Source organism: Mycobacterium sp. NGS62, from assembly GCF_059812285.1.
Genome location: NZ_JCALCK010000001.1, coordinates 299,624 through 319,149 on the forward strand (window position 1 = coordinate 299,624; position 19,526 = coordinate 319,149).

Annotated in this window: 7 protein-coding genes and 1 pseudogene; 2 read left to right on the plus strand and 6 right to left on the minus strand. The window is 67.6% G+C overall.

Features of this window, described 5'->3' with window-relative positions:
• Positions 1-3 precede the first annotated feature (3 nt).
• Entirely contained in the window at positions 4-12,402 is a 12,399-nt protein-coding gene (locus AC5Y49_RS01530) for a type I polyketide synthase (RefSeq protein WP_499884060.1), read from the minus strand.
• A gap of 171 nt (positions 12,403-12,573) precedes the next feature.
• Positions 12,574-12,912: a hypothetical protein gene (locus tag AC5Y49_RS01535; RefSeq protein WP_499884061.1), complete on the minus strand. Its 339-nt coding sequence runs from the start codon at positions 12,910-12,912 to the stop codon at positions 12,574-12,576.
• 160 nt (positions 12,913-13,072) lie between these two features.
• Here AC5Y49_RS01535 and AC5Y49_RS01540 point away from each other — a divergent pair, with 160 nt between their 5' ends.
• On the plus strand, positions 13,073-13,411 hold the full coding sequence (locus tag AC5Y49_RS01540) for an RNA polymerase-binding protein RbpA (RefSeq protein WP_065016459.1): 339 nt from the start codon (positions 13,073-13,075) through the stop codon (positions 13,409-13,411).
• Positions 13,412-13,448: 37 nt separating this feature from the next.
• Here the strand turns inward: AC5Y49_RS01540 and lnt are convergent.
• The 3 genes and pseudogenes from lnt to AC5Y49_RS01555 all read right to left on the minus strand — a co-directional run bounded on the left by lnt (position 13,449) and on the right by AC5Y49_RS01555 (position 18,292).
• A pseudogene (lnt, locus tag AC5Y49_RS01545) lies at positions 13,449-16,012 on the minus strand (apolipoprotein N-acyltransferase).
• A 193-nt stretch (positions 16,013-16,205) separates the two neighbouring features.
• Positions 16,206-17,738, minus strand: coding sequence for an amidohydrolase (locus tag AC5Y49_RS01550; RefSeq protein ID WP_499884611.1), 1,533 nt, complete (start codon positions 17,736-17,738; stop codon positions 16,206-16,208).
• A gap of 80 nt (positions 17,739-17,818) precedes the next feature.
• Positions 17,819-18,292, minus strand: coding sequence for an FxsA family protein (locus AC5Y49_RS01555; RefSeq protein WP_499884062.1), 474 nt, complete (start codon positions 18,290-18,292; stop codon positions 17,819-17,821).
• Between the two features lie 67 nt (positions 18,293-18,359).
• On the opposite strand from AC5Y49_RS01555, the gene AC5Y49_RS01560 reads away from it, so the two are divergent.
• Positions 18,360-19,067 (plus strand): dienelactone hydrolase family protein, encoded by a 708-nt coding sequence (locus AC5Y49_RS01560; RefSeq protein WP_499884612.1) that lies wholly within the window; start codon positions 18,360-18,362, stop codon positions 19,065-19,067.
• A gap of 5 nt (positions 19,068-19,072) precedes the next feature.
• Here AC5Y49_RS01560 and AC5Y49_RS01565 read toward each other — a convergent pair whose 3' ends face one another.
• Entirely contained in the window at positions 19,073-19,456 is a 384-nt protein-coding gene (locus AC5Y49_RS01565) for a PPOX class F420-dependent oxidoreductase (RefSeq protein WP_499884063.1), read from the minus strand.
• Positions 19,457-19,526: the final 70 nt, after the last annotated feature.

A 19,526-nucleotide genomic window follows, 5' to 3' on the forward strand; every position in this document is an offset into this window, starting at 1 on the left:
TCGCTACTCGTCGTCATCGAGCAGCGCCGCATTGACCAGATCATCGAGATCCATGTCGGCGAGGTCTTTTTCTCTGGTCTCCCCGGCGCCGCCGCCGTCGACTTCATTGGCCAAACCGAGCAGCAGGTCCAACACCCCGGCCTGCCGCAGGCGCTTGACTGGAATCGACGCGACCACCCGCTGAATCTCCGCTTCCCCGGGCGCGGCCTTTGGCGCAGGCTGATCGGCGGCGCCGAGCAGTTCTTGGTGGAAGTACCCGGCCAGCGCAGCCGAGTTCGGATAGTCGAAGATGAGTGTGGGTGAAAGGGCCAATCCAGTGGCCGCTTTGAGCCGGTTGCGCATCTCGACCGCGGTCAGCGAGTCGAATCCCAGCTCCTGGAAGGCCTTGTCCGGGTCGATAGCCTCCGTCGTCGTGTTGCCCAGCACAGTCGCGATGTGCGAACGAACCAGATCCAGCAGTACGGCGTGCTGCTCGTCCTCGGGCAACCCTTCCAAACGCTGCAGCAGAGCGGTTTTCGACTTGGCGGCGGCCAGCGAGTCGTCTACCTGACGCCGCGCCGGCGCACTGATCAGATCGACGAACATCGGCGGCAGCGTGCCACCGTCGAACTTGGCGCGCAACGCCGTGAGGTCGATGCGGGCCGGCAGCAGGAACGGCTCGTCGACAATCATTGCGGTGTCGAGCAATCCGAGCGCCTCGTGGGCGGACATCGCCACAATGCCGTCGCGGGCGAACCGGGCGAAATCGACTGCCTCGAGTCCCCCGGTCATGTCGCTGGCCTGATCCCACAAACCCCAGCCCAGCGAGGTCGCCGGCAGGCCCGCCGCACGCCGGTGCACTGCCAGCGCATCGAGGAACGAGTTGGCCGCCGCGTAGTTGGCCTGACCCGACGATCCCACCAGAGCGGCCATCGACGAGAACATCACAAACGCCGACAGACTCAGATCGCGAGTCAACTCGTGCAAATTCCAGGCCGCGTCCACCTTGGCCCGCATCACCGTGTCGATGCGCTCAGGTGTCAACGACGTGATCACCGCGTCATCGAGGACCCCCGCAGCCTGAAACACCGCCGACAGCGGTTGCTGAGCGGGGACATCGGAAATCACCGCGGCCAATGCATCCCGATCCGCCGCGTCGCAAGCCACCACGCGCACGTCGGCACCGGCTGCGGTGAGTTCGGCAGCCAACTCGCCGGCGCCCGGCGCATCGAGTCCGCGGCGGCTGACCAGGATCAGGTGGTGCACACCGTGTCGGGCCACCACATGCCGGGCCAGGGCAGAGCCCGCCATTCCGGTAGCACCGGTGATCATCACCGTGCCCGCCGTCCACGCGTCAGGCATCGTCATCACAACCTTGCCGACGTGGCGCGCCTGACTCAAATACCGCAACGCCGCCGGCGCCCGCCGAATGTCGAACGTGGTGACCGGCAGCGGGCGTAAAACCTTGTCCGCGAACATCGCCGCCAAATCACTGAGGATCCGCCGGATGTGATCTGGCCCGGCCTCGAAAAGGTCGAAGGCACGGTAACGCACCCCGGGATGGCCGTCGGCGACGACCGCGGGATCGCGCATATCGGTCTTGCCCATTTCCAGGAAGATCCCGCCGGGAGCCACCAGTCGTAGCGAGGCATCGACGAAGTCACCGGACAGCGAGTCAAGTACGACATCTACCCCGCGGCCATCGGTGGCCGCCCGGAACTTGTCCTCGAAGTCCAGGCTGCGCGAATCGGCGATGTGGTCGTCGTCGAAGCCCATCGACCGCAGGGTGTCCCACTTGCCGCGACTGGCCGTGGCGAACACCTCCAGGCCCCAGTGCCGCGCCAACTGCACGGCGGCCATCCCGACACCGCCGGCGGCGGCATGGATGAGGATCCGCTGGCCCGGCTTGACTTCGGCCAGCGCCGACAGGGCGTAATACGCGGTCGCGAAGACCACTGGCACCGTGGCGGCCTCGGTGTGCGACCACCCTGGCGGGATTTCGATCAGCAGGCGCTGGTCGGTGGTCGCGATCGTGCCGGTGCCTTCCGGGAACAACCCGGTTACCCGGTCGCCGACCGCGAATTGGGTAACTGCGGGCCCGGTCTCGACGACGACGCCGGACGCTTCGACGCCCATCGCCGCTGCGTCGTCGGGGTACAGACCCAGCGTGATCATCACATCGCGGAAGTTGGCCGCCATGGCGTCCACGGCAATACGGACATGCCCGGACTCAAGCGGCGCATCGGCGTCGGGCAGCGGCTCCAGCAGCAGGTTCTCAAAAGTTCCTGCCGCCGAAAGCCCGACCCGCCAAGGAGTTTCGCCGGACGGAGGGACCAACAGCCCGTCTACCGCCCGGCTGCCGTGCACCCGCGCGATATGGAGGACGCCGTCGCGCAGCACCACCTGCGGCTCACCGACCGCCAATATCGCGGCCGCGGTGGAATCGTCGACCGGCGCGTCGACGTCGGCAAGCACCAGCCGGCCGGGATGCTCGGTCTGCGCCGAGCGCACCAGCCCCCACACCGCCGCACCGGCCAGATCCGTGATGGCCTCCCCCGGCAACGCCACCGCACCGCGGGTCGTCACCACCAACATTCCCGAATCGTGTTCGGTAAGCCAGGACTGCACTGCACTCAACGCCGCATGCGTGCGTTGGTGTGCTTCGGTGACGGGATTGCCGGCCACCGGCAGAGATTCGAACACCTCGTGGGAGGCAATGGCATCGGCGTTGACCACCGACGGCTGCGGTGACCAGATCACCTCGAACAGTCGATCCGGGCCCGAGCCCGATACCGCCGCCATCAACTGCTGCTGGGACACCGGCCGGGCCACCATCGCCGCCACCGACAACACCGGCAGACCCAACGCGTCCGCCAGCTCGATTGACACCGCGGACGGTCCTGTCGGCGCGATCCGGGCCCGCAGCGCCGATGCGCCGGCCGCATGCAGGCACACCCGCTGCCACGAGAACGGCACCAGCACACCACCATCGGAATCCGTGCCGTTGGTGGCAACGATCACCGCGTGCAGCGCCGCATCCAGGACCGCCGGATGCACACCGAACCCGGCGGGCGACGTACCCGCATCGGCCGGCAGCGACACCTCGACGAACACCTCGTCGCCGCGGCGCCACATCGCAGTCAGGCCCTGGAACGCCGGACCATATCCGTATCCGCGTGCGGCCAGCTGGTCGTAAATTCCGGCCACGTCCACTGCGTCGGCGCCGATTGGCGGCCAGGCCGACAAATTCGCGCTCGGCTCGACAGCGCCGGCGGCCACCGTTCCCTCGGCGTGCAGCACCCAGCCGGAGCCGGCCTCGGCGCGGGAAAACACCGACACGGCACGGGAACCCGCCTCGTCGGCGGCGCCCACCACGACCTGCACGGCGACCGAACCGGAGGCCGGCAGCACCAGCGGCGCGGCCAGCATCAATTCCTCGATGACGCCGCAACCGACTTCGTCGCCGGCCCGGATCACCAATTCGACGAACCCGGCCCCGGGGAACAAGACCACCCCGCCGACGGCGTGGTCGGCCAACCACCGCTGCGACGCCGGCGACAGCCGGCCAGTCAGCACCACCCCGCCGGAGGTGGGCAGTTCGACCACGGCGCCCAGCAGCGGATGTTCACTGGGGGCCAAGCCCAAACCTGCGGCATCGACCGCGGCGCCGTCACCGGAGAGCCAAAACCGGCGACGTTCGAAGGCATAGGTCGGGAGCTCGACGAATCGCCCGCCGGACAGCACAGCACGCCAATCGACTGCGGCGCCCGACACGAAACCCTGGGCGGTCGCATTGGCCAGCGTGACCGGCTCGGGGCGGTCTTTGCGCAGCATGGGCACCGACACCACGTCAGCGTCGGGCAGCGACTCGTCGATCGATGCCGTCAGGCCGCCGCTGGGCCCGACTTCCAGGAAGCGGGTGGCTCCGGCGGATTGGGCGAAGCGAATGCTGTCGGCAAATCGCACCGCTGCCCGGACATGCTGAGTCCAGTACTGCGCGGAGCCGAAGTCGTCGCCGGCCAGCTGGCCGGTGACGTTGGAGATGATCGGGATGGTGGGCTGCGCAACGGTGAGTCCGGCTGCCACCGTGGCGAACTCGGTGATCATTGGTTCCATCAATGGCGAGTGGAAGGCATGCGACACCGCGAGCTTGTGCGTTCTGCGGCCCTGGGCGCGCAGTTGTTCGGCGATCGTGGTCACCGCGTCCCCGCCCCCGGAGATTACGACCGAAGACGGACCGTTCACTGCCGCGATGCCGGCGTCGTCGCCGAGCATCGGCCGCACTTCCTCTTCGGTCGCCTGCACCGCGAACATGGCGCCGCCGGCGGGCAGCGCCTGCATGAATCGGCCGCGTGCGGCCACCAGAACGGCAGCGTTCTCCAGCGAGAGGACACCGGCGACGTGCGCGGCGGTCAGCTCGCCGACCGAGTGCCCCATCAGGTAATCGGGCCGCATGCCCCACGACTCCAGCAGCCGGAACATGGCCACTTCCACGGCGAACAACGCGGGTTGGGCGAACTCGGTTGTGTTCAAGAGTTCTTCGTCGTGACCCCACATCACCTCGCGCAGTGGTCGCAACAGATGCCGGTCCAATTCGCCGACGACGGTGTTGAACGCTTCGGCGAATACCGGGTATGCGGCGTGCAGTCCCATGCCCATACCGAGCCATTGGGAGCCTTGGCCGGGGAAAACGAACACGGTCTTGCCCGCCGGGGTCGCCCGCCCCGACACCACACGGCCACCCGGTAGGCCATCGACCAACTCGCCCAGCCCGGAAAGCAACTGCTCGCGATCAGAGCCGAGGACCACCGCCCGATGCTCAAAGGTCGACCGTCCCGCCAGCGACCACCCCACATCAACCGCGTCCAGCTCGCTGTGGTCTTGGAGGTACCCGGCCAACTGGGAAGTTTGCTTACCTAGTGCGCCAGCGGTTTTCGCCGAAAGCACCCACGCCATTACCGGCGGCTTGGCCGATTCCTCGGTTGGCGCCTCTACCGGCGGAGCCGCCTCCACAATCACATGCGCATTGGTCCCCGAAATCCCAAACGACGAGACCCCGGCACGACGCACCCTCCCATCAACCGGCCACGGGCGCGCGTGGGCCAACAACTCCACCGCACCCGCCGACCAATCCACATGCGGACTCGGCGCATCCACATGCAACGTCGCGGGAAGAATTTCGTGGCGCATCGCCTGCACCATCTTGATCACACCCGCCACCCCGGCCGCCGCCTGAGTGTGACCCATATTCGACTTGATCGACCCCAACCACAACGGCTCACTGCGGCCCTGGCCATAAGTCGCCAAAAGCGCCTGCGCCTCAATCGGATCACCCAACGTGGTACCGGTGCCATGGCCCTCCACCACATCCACCTCGGCCGCACTCAACCCAGCATTAGCCAACGCCGCACGCACCACCCGCTGCTGCGACGGACCATTGGGCGCCGTCAACCCATTAGAAGCACCGTCCTGGTTGACCGCCGAACCCCGCACCACCGCCAACACCGGATGCCCCAACCGCACCGCATCCGAGAGCCGCTCCACCACCAACATGCCGCCACCCTCGGAGAATCCGGTGCCGTCGGCGGCACCGGCGAAGGCTTTGCAGCGGCCGTCCGGTGAGAGTCCGCGCCAGCGGCTGAATTCCACGAAAATGTCGGGTGTGGCGTTGATGGTGACGCCGCCGGCCAGCGCCAGGTCGCACTCTCCCGAGCGCAGCGACTGCACCGCCATGTGCAACGTCACCAACGATGACGAGCACGCGGTATCCACCGACAGCGCCGGCCCTTCCAGCCCCAGCACATAAGCCACCCGGCCGGAAGCCACGCTCGACAACTGGCCGGTCAACCGGAAGCCCTCGACCGGTTCGGCGGCGAACATGCCGTAGCCCTGCGTCATCACCCCGGCGAACACGCCGGTGGCGCTGCCCCGCAGCCCGGTTGGGTCAATCCCGGCCCGCTCCAACGCCTCCCACGACAACTCGAGGAACATGCGTTGTTGAGGGTCCATCGCCAGCGCCTCACTGGGCGCCACCCCGAAGAACCCGGGGTCGAAGTCCGCGACGCCGTCGACGAAGCCGCCGGTGCGGGTGTAGCAGGCACCGGATACGTCGGGATCGGGGTTGAACAGCCCGGCCAGATCCCAGCCACGGTCGGGTGGGAACTCGGTAAGCACATCGCGACCCTGGAGCACCATGTCCCACAGGTCTTCTGGCGAATTGACTCCGCCGGGAAAGCGGCAGGACATGCCGACAATCGCGATCGGATCGTCGCCGGTCGCACGAACCGCTGGGATGTGCTTGGTTTCTTGCGGGACACCGGCAAGCTCGGTGCGGATATAGGTGGCAAGGGCGTTGGGCGTCGGGTAGTCGAAGATCAGCGTGGGCGAAAGCGCCAACCCGGTGGCGGCTTTGAGCCGGTTACGCATCTCGACCGCGGTCAGCGAGTCGAACCCGAGGTCCTGGAAGGCCTTGTCGGCATCGACCGCCTCCGGTGTGGTGTTGCCCAGGACTGTCGCAATGTGTGACCGCACCAAATTCAGCAACAAGGTGTGCTGATCGTCATCGTTGAGTCCGTGTAGCCGTTGTGCCAGCGCTGATTTCGACTTGGCAGCGGCAAGCGAGTCGTCGACCCGACGGCGAGTCGGCGCGTTGATCAGGTCGGTGAACATCGGCGGCACCACGGCGGCGTGGCTACGCAGCGCTGCGGTGTCGATACGCGCCGGTGCCAGATACGGCTCGTCGATGGCCAACGCCGTGTCGAACAGTTGCACGGCTTCGGCCGAGGAAAGGCCGACGACGCCGCTGCGGCCCAGTCGGGCCCGGTCCGCCGCGTCGAGCGAGCCGGTCATGTCGCTGGCCTGCTCCCACAAGCCCCAAGCCAATGACATCGCCGGCAAATCGTGGGCCCGCCGGTGCGCTGCCAGCGCATCCAGGAACGAGTTGGCCGCTGCGTAGTTAGCCTGGCCCGACGAGCCGACCAGACCGGCCATCGACGAGAACATCACAAACACTGAGAGATTCAGGTCTCGAGTCAGCTCATGCAGATTCCAGGCGGCGTCCACTTTGGCACGCAACACCGCATCGATGCGGTCCGGCGTCAGCGACGTCACCACCGCGTCGTCGAGGACTCCCGCCGCGTGAATCACGGCCGAAAGTGGGTGCTGTCGCGGGATGTCGGAAATCACTTTGGCCAACGCGGCGCGATCGGCCGCGTCGCAGGCCACCACCTGGACCTCGGCGCCGGCGGCGGTCAATTCTCCGGCCAACTCGGCGGCGTCCGGGGCTTCGATGCCCCGCCGGCTGAGCAGCACCAGATGGCGCACCCCGTGTTGCGTCACCACATGCCGGGCCAGCGTCGACCCGGCCATTCCGGTGCCACCGGTGATCATCACCGTGCCAGACGTCCAGGCATCGGGCATTGTCAGCACGACCTTGCCGGTGTGGCGGGCCTGACTCAGATAGCGCAGCGCCGCCGGTGCCCGCCGGATGTCGAAGGTGGTCACCGGCAACGGATTCAGTACGCCGGCATCGAACAGCTTGGCCAGTTCGAGCATGTATTCGTGCATGCGTACCCGGCCGGGTTCGAAGAGGTCGAAGGCGCGGTAGCGCACGCCGGGATGGTTGTCGGCGACCACGCCCGGGTCACGGATGTCGGTCTTGCCCATCTCCAGGAAAACCCCGCCCGGAGTCACCAGTCGCAGTGAGGCGTCGACGAACTCACCGGCCAGCGAATCCAGTACGACATCCATCCCGCGGCCGTCGGTGACCGCCCGGAACTTGTCCTCGAATTCCAAAGTGCGCGAATCGGAGATGTGGTCTTCGTCAAAGCCCATGGACCGCAACGTGTCCCACTTGCCGCGGCTGGCGGTGGCAAATACCTCCAAGCCCAGATGCCGTGCCAGTTGGACGGCGGCCATCCCCACCCCGCCCGTGGCGGCGTGCACCAACACTCGCTGCCCTGGCTGTACATCGGCCAGGTACAGGAAGGCGTAGTAGGCGGTGGTGAAAACTGCTGAGACACCGGCAGCTTCAGCGTATGACCAGTCCGTGGGCATGGGCAGCAGCAGCCGGACATCGCCGGCGACCAGGGTTCCGCTGCTGTCCGGGAAGAACCCCATCACGGCATCGCCGACGTTGAATTCGGTGACTCCCGGTCCGGTTTCGACCACCACACCGGCGGCTTCGCCGCCTAGCAGCGCGTCGTGGGTGAACATGCCCAGAGTGATCATCACGTCGCGGAAGTTGGTCGCGATGGCGCGAATGGCAACCCTGACCTGGCCGGGTTCCAGTGGCGCGTCTGCGTTGGGCACCGGTTCGAGCTGCAAATTCTCGAACGTGCCGGCAGCCGAAAGACCCAGCCGCCACGGCCCATCTCCATCCGGCGGGGTCAACAAGCCGTCGACGGACCGGCTGGCGTGCACCCGGGCGGTGTAGGCCACCCCGTCGCGCACCAACACCTGCGGTTCGCCGGTCGCAAGGATCGCGGGAACGTCGGCTTCCCCGACCGGGGTATCGACGTCGGCCAACACCAATCGGCCCGGGTGCTCGGTTTGCGCCGACCGCACCAGCCCCCACACCGCAGCGCCGGCCAGATCGGTGACGTCGTTTCCGGGTAGCGCCATCGCACCGCCGGTGATGACGACCAACACACCCGAGTCGTGGTCGGCAAGCCAGGACTGCACCGCGCCCAACGCCGCGTGCGTGCGCTCGTAGACTTCCGCGACGGGGTCGTCGCCGGCGGAACGGAATTCGAACACCTCATGCGAGGGAACAGCGCCGGTGCCCGGCGAGGCCGGCGACCACGCCACCTCGAAGAGTCGTTCCGCTGCCGAACTCGACGCGGCCGCCGTCAACTGCTGCTGCGAGACTGGACGGACCGCCATCGAAGCCACCGACAACACGGGCAGGCCCAGCCCATCGGCGAGTTCGACCGACACCGCCGACGGGCCCGCTGGGGCGATCCGGGCCCGCACCGACGAGGCGCCGGCGGCGTGCAGCGAGACGCCCTGCCAGGAAAACGGCAACGCCACGTCCTCGGCATCGGCGGCCATCGCCGCCCCGTGCAGCGCGCCATCTAACAGCACCGGATGAACACCGAACCCGGCGACGCCTCCGGCGGCTTCCGGCACCGTTACTTCGGCGAAGATCTCGTCGCCGCGGCGCCACATCGCAGTCAGCCCGCGAAACGCCGGACCGTATCCATAGCCGTGAGCCGCCAGCCGCTGGTAGCCGTCGGCGACGTCCACCGCGGTAGCCCCTGCCGGCGGCCATACCGACAAGTCCGCTGTCGGTTGAGTCGATTCCGCACTCAGGACGCCCTCGGCGTGGCACACCCAGTCCGAGTCCGCGGTCGCCCTGGAAAACACCGACACATTGCGCTGGCCGGCCTGCTCGGCGGCTCCCACAACGACCTGGACCGCCACCGACCCCGACGGCGGCAACATCAGCGGTGCCTGCAACGTCAATTCGTCGACAACCGAACAGCCGGCTTCGTCGCCGGCGCGGATGGCAAGCTCGACAAATCCGGCGCCGGGGAACACCACCATCCCGGATACCGCATGGTCGACGAGCCAGGACTGCGATGCCGGCGACAGCCGGCCGGTCAGCACCACCCCACCGGAGTCCGGCAGTTCAACCACCGCACCCAGCAGCGGATGCTCGCTGGAACCCAGCCCCAACCCGGCGGCATCGACTGCGGCGCCGTCACCGGAGAGCCAAAACCGGCGTCGCTCAAAGGCATATGTCGGCAACTCGACGAATTCACCGCCCGGCAACAGCGCGCGCCAGTCCACCCCGACACCCGATACGAAGGCCTGCGCGGCCGAGGCCAGGAACCGCCCCAACCCGCCTTCCTCACGGCCGAGGGTGGGCAGGACGATCGGTTCGGCGGCACCGTGATCGGTCACGGTGTCTTCGATGCCGGCGATCAACGCCGGATGCGGGCTTGATTCGATAAAAGTTCGGTAGCCCTGTTGGCACGCACTGCGTACTGCCTGGTCGAATTCGACGGTCTGCCGGATGTTTCGATACCAGTAGTCGGCGTCCAGGCCGGCGGTGTCGTAAAGGCTGCCGGTGACCGTGGAGAAGAACGCGGTGCGCGACGACTGCGGTTCGATGCCGGCCAAGACCTCGGCCAACTCGTCACGGATCGCTTCGACGTCGACGGAATGCGACGCGTAGTCGACGTCGATGCGACGTGCTCGCAGCTCCCGCTCGGTGCAGTGGGCAATGAGCTCGTCCAGTGCCTCGGCGTCACCGGAAACGACCACAGCGGTTCGGCCGTTGATGGCCGCGATGCCGATCCGACTGCCGAAGGGCGACAGCAACTCTCGCGCGTGCTCGATATCGCATGCCAGCGATACCATGCCGCCGCGGCCGGACAGTGCCAGTAACGCCTTGCTGCGCAGCGTCACTACCTGTGCGGCGTCGCGTAGCGACAACGCGCCCGCGACGTAGGCGGCGGCGATTTCACCCTGGGAATGGCCGATCACCGCATCGGGCCGAACGCCGATGGACCGCCACAGCTCTGCCAGCGACACCATGACCGCGAACAGGGCCGGCTGGACGACGTCGACTCGGTCCAGCCCGGGGGCGTCCGGCGCACCGCGCAGGACGTCGATCAGTGACCAGTCGACGAACTCGGCGAAGGCCTCCGAGCAAGCGTGTATGTGTTGAGCGAAAACCGGTGCGGTGTCCAGCAACTCGATTCCCATGCCGAGCCATTGGGAGCCTTGGCCGGGGAAAACGAACACGGTCTTGCCCGCCGGGGTCGCCCGCCCCGACACCACACCGCCACCCGGTAGGCCATCGACCAACTCGCCCAGCCCGGAAAGCAACTGCTCGCGATCAGAGCCGAGGACCACCGCCCGATGCTCAAAGGTCGACCGTCCCGCCAGCGACCACCCCACATCAACCGCGTCCAGCTCACCGCGGTCCTCAACGTATCCCGCCAGCCGTGCGGCCTGCTTCTCCAGCGCCACAGCGCTTTTGGCCGAGATCACCCACGGCACCACCGGCGGCATCGACCGCGGCTGCTGCACCGGCGCCGCCACCACCGGAGCCGCCTCCACAATCACATGCGCATTGGTCCCCGAAATCCCAAACGACGAGACCCCGGCACGACGCACCCTCCCATCAACCGGCCACGGGCGCGCGTGGGCCAACAACTCCACCGCACCCGCCGACCAATCCACATGCGGACTCGGCGCATCCACATGCAACGTCGCGGGAAGCATTTCGTGGCGCATCGCCTGCACCATCTTGATCACACCCGCCACCCCGGCCGCCGCCTGAGTGTGACCCATATTCGACTTGATCGACCCCAACCACAACGGCTCACTGCGATCCTGACCATAAGTCGCCAAAAGCGCCTGCGCCTCAATCGGATCACCCAACGTGGTACCGGTGCCATGGCCCTCCACCACATCCACCTCGGCCGCACTCAACCCGGCATTGGCCAACGCCGCACGCACCACCCGCTGCTGCGACGGACCATTGGGCGCCGTCAACCCATTAGAAGCACCGTCCTGGTTGACCGCCGAACCCCGCACCACCGCCAACACCGGATGCCCCAACCGCACCGCATCCGAGAGCCGCTCCACCACCAACATGCCGCCACCCTCGGACCAGCCGACCCCGTCGGCGGCGCCCGCGTAGGGCTTGCAGCGGCCATCGGGCGACAGTCCCCGATGTCGGGAGAACTCGACGAACACCGTCGGCGTTGCGTTGACCGTCGCTCCGCCGGCCAGCGCCAGGTCGCACTCCCCCGAGCGCAGCGACTGCACCGCCATGTGCAACGCCACCAACGATGACGAGCACGCGGTATCCACCGACACCGCCGGCCCTTCCAGCCCCAGCACATAGGCCACCCGCCCGGTGGCGACACTGGATGTCATGCCGGTCAGCCGGTAGCCCTCGATCTCTTCGGCGAGCATGCCGTAGCCCTGCACGATGATCCCGGCGAACACACCGGTGGCGCTGCCCCGCAGCCCGGTCGGGTCAATCCCGGCCCGCTCCAACGCCTCCCACGACAACTCCAGCAGCATTCGATGCTGGGGGTCGGTCGCCAGCGCCTCACTGGGCGACACTCCGAAGAAGCCGGCGTCGAAACCGGCGACATCGTCGACGAATCCCCCGGCTCGCGCGTACGACTTGTGCGGCGCATCGGGATCGGGATCAAACAGACCGGCCAGATCCCAGCCGCGGTCGGTGGGAAACTCGGACATCACGTCGCGGCCGTCGGCCACCATGTCCCATAAGTCGTCAGGGCTTTGAACTCCGCCGGGAAAGCGGCAGGACATCCCGACGATCGCGATCGGTTCGCCGGACCGTTCCAGCAGTGCGCGGTTCTTGCGCTTCAGCCGCTCCACCTGGACCAGCGCTTTGCGCAGCGCCTCGGTCGCATGCTGGAGTTGGTCAGCCATATTGTTTACCTCTCGCTTAACGCCGGTCGCCGCCGAACGCGGGACGCGACCTCTGACGTGACGAGCCACGTCACGACAGTTCCGCGGGCTCGGTCCTCCCCTATTCCGGCCTAGCCCAGCGATCCATGGCGCGACTGTACCTGTTCTGCGGTTGGTCTCGGACTATCGCGGTCAGCGCCAGCCGTCGGCTGCCCTGGCCGCTCGCATCAGCGTGTCGCAGAGTCCACGCAACTCGGTAGCGCCAGCTCCTTCGTCGAGCGCTGTCGCGACATCTTCGGCTGCGCATCGCACCTGGTAGACGCGGTCGGACAGGTCGGCGGCCTCGTCCGCGGACAACACCACGGAATCGAGCGGCAGCGCCGAGCCCGGCCCGCCATTTATCGAGGCCCGCTGCTCGTAGGCGCGTTGTCGACAGGACTGGCGACAGTACTGCCTGCGTCGGCCCATCCCGGTGTCGGTGACGTCACGACCGCACCAGCGGCACGGTTGCGGTCGCGTACGACGGGTCACGCGCCCGACTTTAGCCCGGTCGACGTAGCCCTCCCGGTATCATGGAAGGTCGCGTCGCGATCGCCCGTCGATAATGGGCAATCGCACCTGGGAACTACATAGTTCGTCGTAGCGTTCTCAGCCCGAAGAGATTTAGCGCAGAGATTTAAGGAGTGGGTCCATGGCTGATCGTGTCCTGAGGGGTAGTCGCCTCGGAGCCGTGAGCTACGAGACCGACCGCAACCACGACCTCGCGCCGCGGCGGGTCGCGCGGTACCGCACCGAAAACGGTGAAGAGTTCGACGTCCCGTTCGCCGACGACGCGGAGATTCCCGGCACCTGGCTGTGCCGCAACGGTATGGAAGGCACCCTGATCGAGGGTGATCTGCCCGAGCCCAAGAAGGTCAAGCCGCCTCGCACTCACTGGGACATGCTGCTAGAGCGCCGTTCGGTGGAGGAACTCGAGGAGCTGCTCAAGGAGCGCCTCGATTTGATCAAGACGCGCCGTCGCGGCAGCTGATCGCCTCCTGCGCCGCGAACGTGCACAAACCCGGGAATTAGTGCGGCGTGTCGACCGGGGACACGCCCGCTCGCGGCCGGTGGAGCCGGCCGCTGATCCCCCACTGGGCAACCTTGACCAGCGCTTCGCGGATGTTGGATCCGCTCATCTTCGACACGCCCAGTTCACGCTCGGTGAAGGTGATGGGCACTTCGACGACCGAGAAGCCGTTGCGGACCGTGCGCCACGTCAGATCGATCTGGAAGCAGTAGCCCTTGGAGTCGACGGCGTTCAAGTCGATTTTCTCCAGCACCTCGCGCCGGTAGGCGCGGTAGCCGGCGGTGATGTCGTGCACGCCGATCCCAAGCAGCAGCCGCGAGTAGGTGTTGGCCACCTTGGACAGCACGATGCGCCGCCACGGCCAGTTGCGGACGGTTCCGCCGTCGACGTAGCGCGAACCGATGGCCAGATCGGCTCCGGCGTCCACGGCCTCCAGCAGCCGGTGCAGCTGCTCGGGCGCGTGGCTGCCGTCAGCGTCCATCTCGACCAGTGTCGAGTAGCCGCGGCTCAGACCCCAGGCGAAACCTGCCAGGTAGGCGGCGCCCAGACCGTCCTTGGTGGTGCGATGCATCACGTGGATGTGCTCGGAATCGGCTGACGCCAGCTCGTCGGCAAGCTCTCCGGTGCCATCGGGACTGCTGTCGTCGACGACAAGTACGTGGACATCGGGACGTGCTTGGTGCAGCCGTTGCAGGATCAGCGGAAGGTTCTCTCGCTCGTTGAACGTGGGAATGATCACCAGCGTGTGCTGGGTGGGACGGTCGCCCGTCATATGGCTCCTCTGTCTGGCCCTCACCGGGCGGAATGTCGGCCGCCCTGGTCGAGCGGGTCGTCGTCTTCGAGCGGATCCTCGTCGCGGTGGTCGGACGGACTGTCGTCGGCGTCTTCCGTAGACACGTCCGACTTCGCCGGCCGGAATCGGCGACGACCCGGACGCGGGAACCATCCATTGTGCAGTATTGCGCCCAGAACCGCCCCGACGCCTGCCAGCACCAGAATCCACTGCACGATCGGCTCCCAGCGGGTGGCCGGAGCCAGCGCCGTCTTGAGGCGCACCTGGGTGTCGAGGTAGGCCGGCTCGAAAAAGTCGGTTCGGGCCAGTTCGCGGCCATCCGGAGCGATAACGGCGCTGATCCCGACGGTGCCCGCGACGACGACGTAGCGGTCGTGTTCCACCGCGCGCACCTTGTTGAAGGCCAGTTGCTGCTCGCTCATGGCCTGGTTGAACGTGGCGTTGTTGCTGGGGATCGCCAGTAGCTGCGCGCCGTTGCGTACTGATTCACGGGTGGCGCGGTCGAAGATCACTTCCCAGCAGGTGGCCACCCCGATCGGAATGCCGGCGGCGTGTACGACCCCGGTGCCGTGGCCCGCCACCATGTGGCCGGCCCACGCGGCGTATCCCGACAGATGCCGGAACAGCCACGGCCAGGGCAGGTACTCACCGAACGGCTGAACGATCTGTTTGTCGTGGCGTTCGGCGGGTCCAGTGGCCGGATTCCAGACGATCACGGTGTTGGTGTACGCCGAATCACCCGGCGGCCGATTCGGGACATCGAGCACGGTGCCGACCAGGATCGGCGCCCCGATCGCGTCCGCTGCCACTGTGATTTGCTGCGCCGCGTCGGGATTGGCCAGCGGATCGATGTCCGACGCATTCTCGGGCCAGATGACGAATTGTGGCTGCGGCGCGCGACCGGCGCGCACATCGCCGGCCAGCAGCAGGGTCTCCCGGACATGGTTGTCGAGCACCGCCCGGCGTTGCGCGTTGAAGTCGAGGCCGAGTCTGGGCACATTGCCCTGCACCGCCGCGACCGTCACGGCGGGCTCGTTGCCCGACCCGGTTCCGGAGTGCCGGACTTGCGGCCAGATGACGACGGTCGCGAAGAACACCAGGCAGATGCAGACCGCCGGCAGCACCACCGCCGGCGGTCTTTCGACGGCACTGGCTTCCGGGCCGGCCGCCCTAGTGCTTTGCCACCACAACGCGATTTCCCGGACGATCGCAGTCAAGCTGCAACCGATCAGCACGATCGCCAGCGACAGCAGCGGAGGCCCTCCGAGCCGGACCAACGGCAGGAATGGTCCCTCGGTCTGACCGAAGGCGACCACACCGAAGGGAAATCCGCCGAACGGGACGGTCGATTTCAGCCACTCCTGCGCCGCCCACACCGTCGCGAACCAGATCGGCCAGCCGGGCAAACCACGCACCACGACGGCCAGCAGGCCGAAGAGGCCCGGAAACAGGGCGGACACCGTCGCCAGCGCTATCCACGGCGTCACGCCGACGAGCGTGCTGATCCATGGCAGCAGCGGCAGGTAGAACGTCAGCCCGAACAGAAACCCGTAACCGAATCCGCCCACCGGTGTGGTGGCGGGCCGTGTCAGTACCCAGGCCAGCAGCGCAAATGCGACGACCGCGGCCCACCACCAATTGATCGGCGGAAAGCTGGCGTAGAGCAGCAGAGCGGCGGCGATCGTGGCGGCCAGCCGGGTGAGCCGCGGCTTGAGCGCACGGCCGACGCCAGGCAGCCGGGCCAGCAGCGCCGCACCCGCGCCGGCCAATCGCGTCCGCGCCGCGATGCTCAACGCCGGGAGGCGTTGCTGCAATACCGCGTTGAAACGGCTGGCCCGGTTCGACGGTTCGGGATCGTCCGCCTCAGCGACCGTGGTCTCGTCGGCGTCGCCGGGGTCGTCGTCGTAGTCGTCACCGATCGCCGGGATGACTTCGGTGGTGTCATGGCGGCGCCGCTTTCCCCTAGCCATAAAGGACCGCGCCCCGATGCACGGTTTGCCGGCAGCGCGGCAACGCCTCGGTGTGGCTCAGCCGCGGCAAGGCGGGCACTCGGGACCTCGGATCGGTCGACCAGCGCTGGACGGCGTTGGGTGGCGCGGTGACCTCGAGTTCGCCGACGTCCCAGACGGCGTACGAGGCGGGCGCGCCCGGTGTCAAGGTCCCGGTCAGCCCGTCGCGCACTCCGGCGGCTCGCCAACCACCGCGGGTGGCAGCGGCGAACGCAGCGCGGATGGACACCGCGCTGTCCGGGTTGTGGTGCTGGGCGGCCGCGCGCACGGTTGCCCACGGATCGAGGCCCGTTACCGGTGCGTCGGATCCAAACGCCAGGGGCACGCCTTGGGATGCTAACAGCGCGAATTGATTGAGCTGTCTACCTCGGTCGGCGCCGAGCCGACGAGCGTACATGCCCTCGTCGCCGCCCCACAGCGCGTCGAAGTTGGGCTGCATGCTCGCGATCACGCCCCAGGCGCCCAATTTCGCCGCCTGGTCGGCTGTCACCATCTCCAGATGCTCCAGCCGGTGCCCGCACCGCGCGACGGCGACGACGCCGACCTCATCGACCACCTGCTCGAAGGCGTCGACCGCTGTTGCCACGGCGGCGTCGCCGATGACATGAAAACCCGCCGTCACGCCTGCCTGGGTGCAGGCGCGGAGGTGCGCGGCGACGGCGTCCGGCTCGAGATGGCAGTCGCCGACGGTGTGCGGGGCGTCGGTATAGGGCCGGTGCAGCCAGGCAGTGCGCGAGCCCACCGAGCCGTCGATGAACAAGTCGCCGGCCAGGCCATGGGCGCCGGTCTCGGCCAGCAGTTCGCGGGCCCGCGTGGCACTGGTCACGGCTTCGCCCCAGTAGCCGATCACGTCGACACCGTGCTCGGTGGCGCGCAACTCCTGCCAGTCGGCCAGGCCACCGATGTCGGGACCGGCACATTCGTGTACCGCGACGATGCCGGCTGCGGCGGCGGCATCCAGGGCCGCGGCGCGAGCCTCGGTCCGCTGGGTGCCGGCCAGCTGGTCACGGGCCACGGCGCGGGCCAGGTTGTGAGCCTCGCCCGACAGCGGCAGCTGTTCGGCGAACCCGGCTGCCTCTCGCAGATCGGGGACCTGGCGGCGCAGGGCGGTCGAAGCCAGCGCCGAGTGCACGTCGACCCGGGCCAGGTAGGCGGGCCGGTCGCCGAGCAGCTCATCGAGGTCGGCCGTGGTCGGCGGGGTGCTATCGGGCCAGGTGGATTCGTCCCAGCCGTCGCCCCACACCATGTGGTCGGGGCGGGCGGCGGCATGGTCGGCGATGAGCTGCAGGCAGTGCTGCCGGGAGGTGGCCGCGCGCAGGTCCAGTCCGCTGAGCGTCAGTCCGGTGGCGGTGAGGTGGATGTGGCTGTCCACGAACGCCGGGGCGACGAAGGCGCCGTCAAGATCGACGACGTCAGCATCGGCGAACTGGTCGCGGCCGACGTCGTCGCTGCCCAGCCAGGCGACGACGCCGTCGCGAACCGCCATGGCCGTGGCATCGGGATGGCTCGGGCTGTGGATGCGCCCGTTGAACAGCAGCGTCGTCACACTGCAAACCTATGGGGCCGTCAGTCGGGGCGGGACGGGAAGGCGGGCGGCTGCACATCGGTGACGTCGATGACCTCACCGTCGATGACGTCGTCGCGGGCGCTCCGGTCGGGTGCGAATCGTTCGCCGCCGAGAGTGGTGACGGTGATCAGCGGCCGGCCGATGCGGCGGGCGGCCAGCGCGGTCAAGAGCGGCCGGGCGGCGGCCCGCGTCGGCGGCAGGAGGAGCAGGACCCCCGCCACGGTCGTGACCAGGCCCGGTACCACGACCAGCATCGTGCCCAGGGCAATCACTGCGCTGTCGGTGACGGCCCCGCCCGGGGCGGATCGCAACCGGGTGAGTTGGCGCTTCACCTGCCTGCCGGCCAATGCCGTGCCGATGACGAAGGTGCCCAACAGCACCAGCAGCGTCCAGCCGAGCCCGATCGTGGACGCCAACGCCACCACCACCGCAAGCTCGACGACGGCATAGACCAGAAACAGTCGCGACACCATGTCATGCCAACGTTTCCATCCGGCGCGGGAGTTCCGTCGGCGTGCGGTGCGCGGTTAGATGCTTGATGTGACGACCATCCAGATGGACACTCCTGCCGGGCCGATCGATGCGCTGCTGGACATTCCCGACGGGCAAGCTCCGTTTCCCGGCGTTGTGGTGGTCCACGACGCGATTGGCTACGGACCCGATAAAGAATTGATTTCAGCGCACATCGCCGCAGCTGGATACATCGCGCTGACGCCGAATCTGTTCGCTCGCGGTGGCCGGGCGCGCTGCATCACCCGCGTTATGCGGGAGCTGCTGACCAAGCGGGGCCGTTCGCTCGACGATGTCCTGGCCGCCCGTGATCATCTGCAGTCCTTGCCGCAATGCTCAGGCCGGGTCGGTATTGCCGGCTTCTGCATGGGTGGGCAGTTTGCATTAGTGATGTCGCCCAAGGGCTTTGGCGCCTCTGCACCGTTCTATGGCACGCCGCTGCCGCGAGACCTCAGCGAAGCGCTCGAGGGCGCGTGCCCGATCGTGGCCAGCTTCGGCGCGCGCGATCCGCTGGGCATCGGAGCACCCAAAAAGCTGCAACGCGTCCTTGAGCGGAAAGCCATCACCAACGACGTCAAGGTGTATCCGCGGGCCGGCCACAGCTTCGCGAACAAACTTCCCGCCCAGCCGTTGCTGCGTATCACCGGATTCGGCTACAACGAGGCGGCCACCGAAGACGCCTGGGCCCGTGTCTTCGCCTTCTTCGGCGAACACCTTCAAACAGAAGCGTCCGGATAACAGCGTTAGCTGGCTGCTCTCAGCTCGAGACCGACGTTGTTCTCCATGCCGCCGCGCATTTTGCTGAAGAAGTTGAACACCGCCCCGACCAGGCCGTACCGCTTGCCGATGGCCTCGTAGACGGCGCCGTTGTAGGTCTTCTCGAGAATGGTTGCCGTCGCGTCGATGGCCTCGCTTTTCGGGCGGCCGCGCATATCGCAGATCGCCAGCGTCACCCGCGGCGTGTTGCGGATCCGTTTGACCTTCCAGGACGCCTCTTGGCTGATGACCAGCAGCCGGTCACCGTCCGGGGCGGCCCAGACCGGGGTCGGCTTGGGCCGGCCGTCCTTGGTGAAGGTGGTCAACAAGACGTACTGCGACTTGGCAAGGTCGGCAAAGGTGAGGGCCATGGCCTTGAACCTACCGGCGCGTCCGGCGCCTTAACTGCCGCGAGGGTGCGTGTTCCCGGCCGCACGCCCG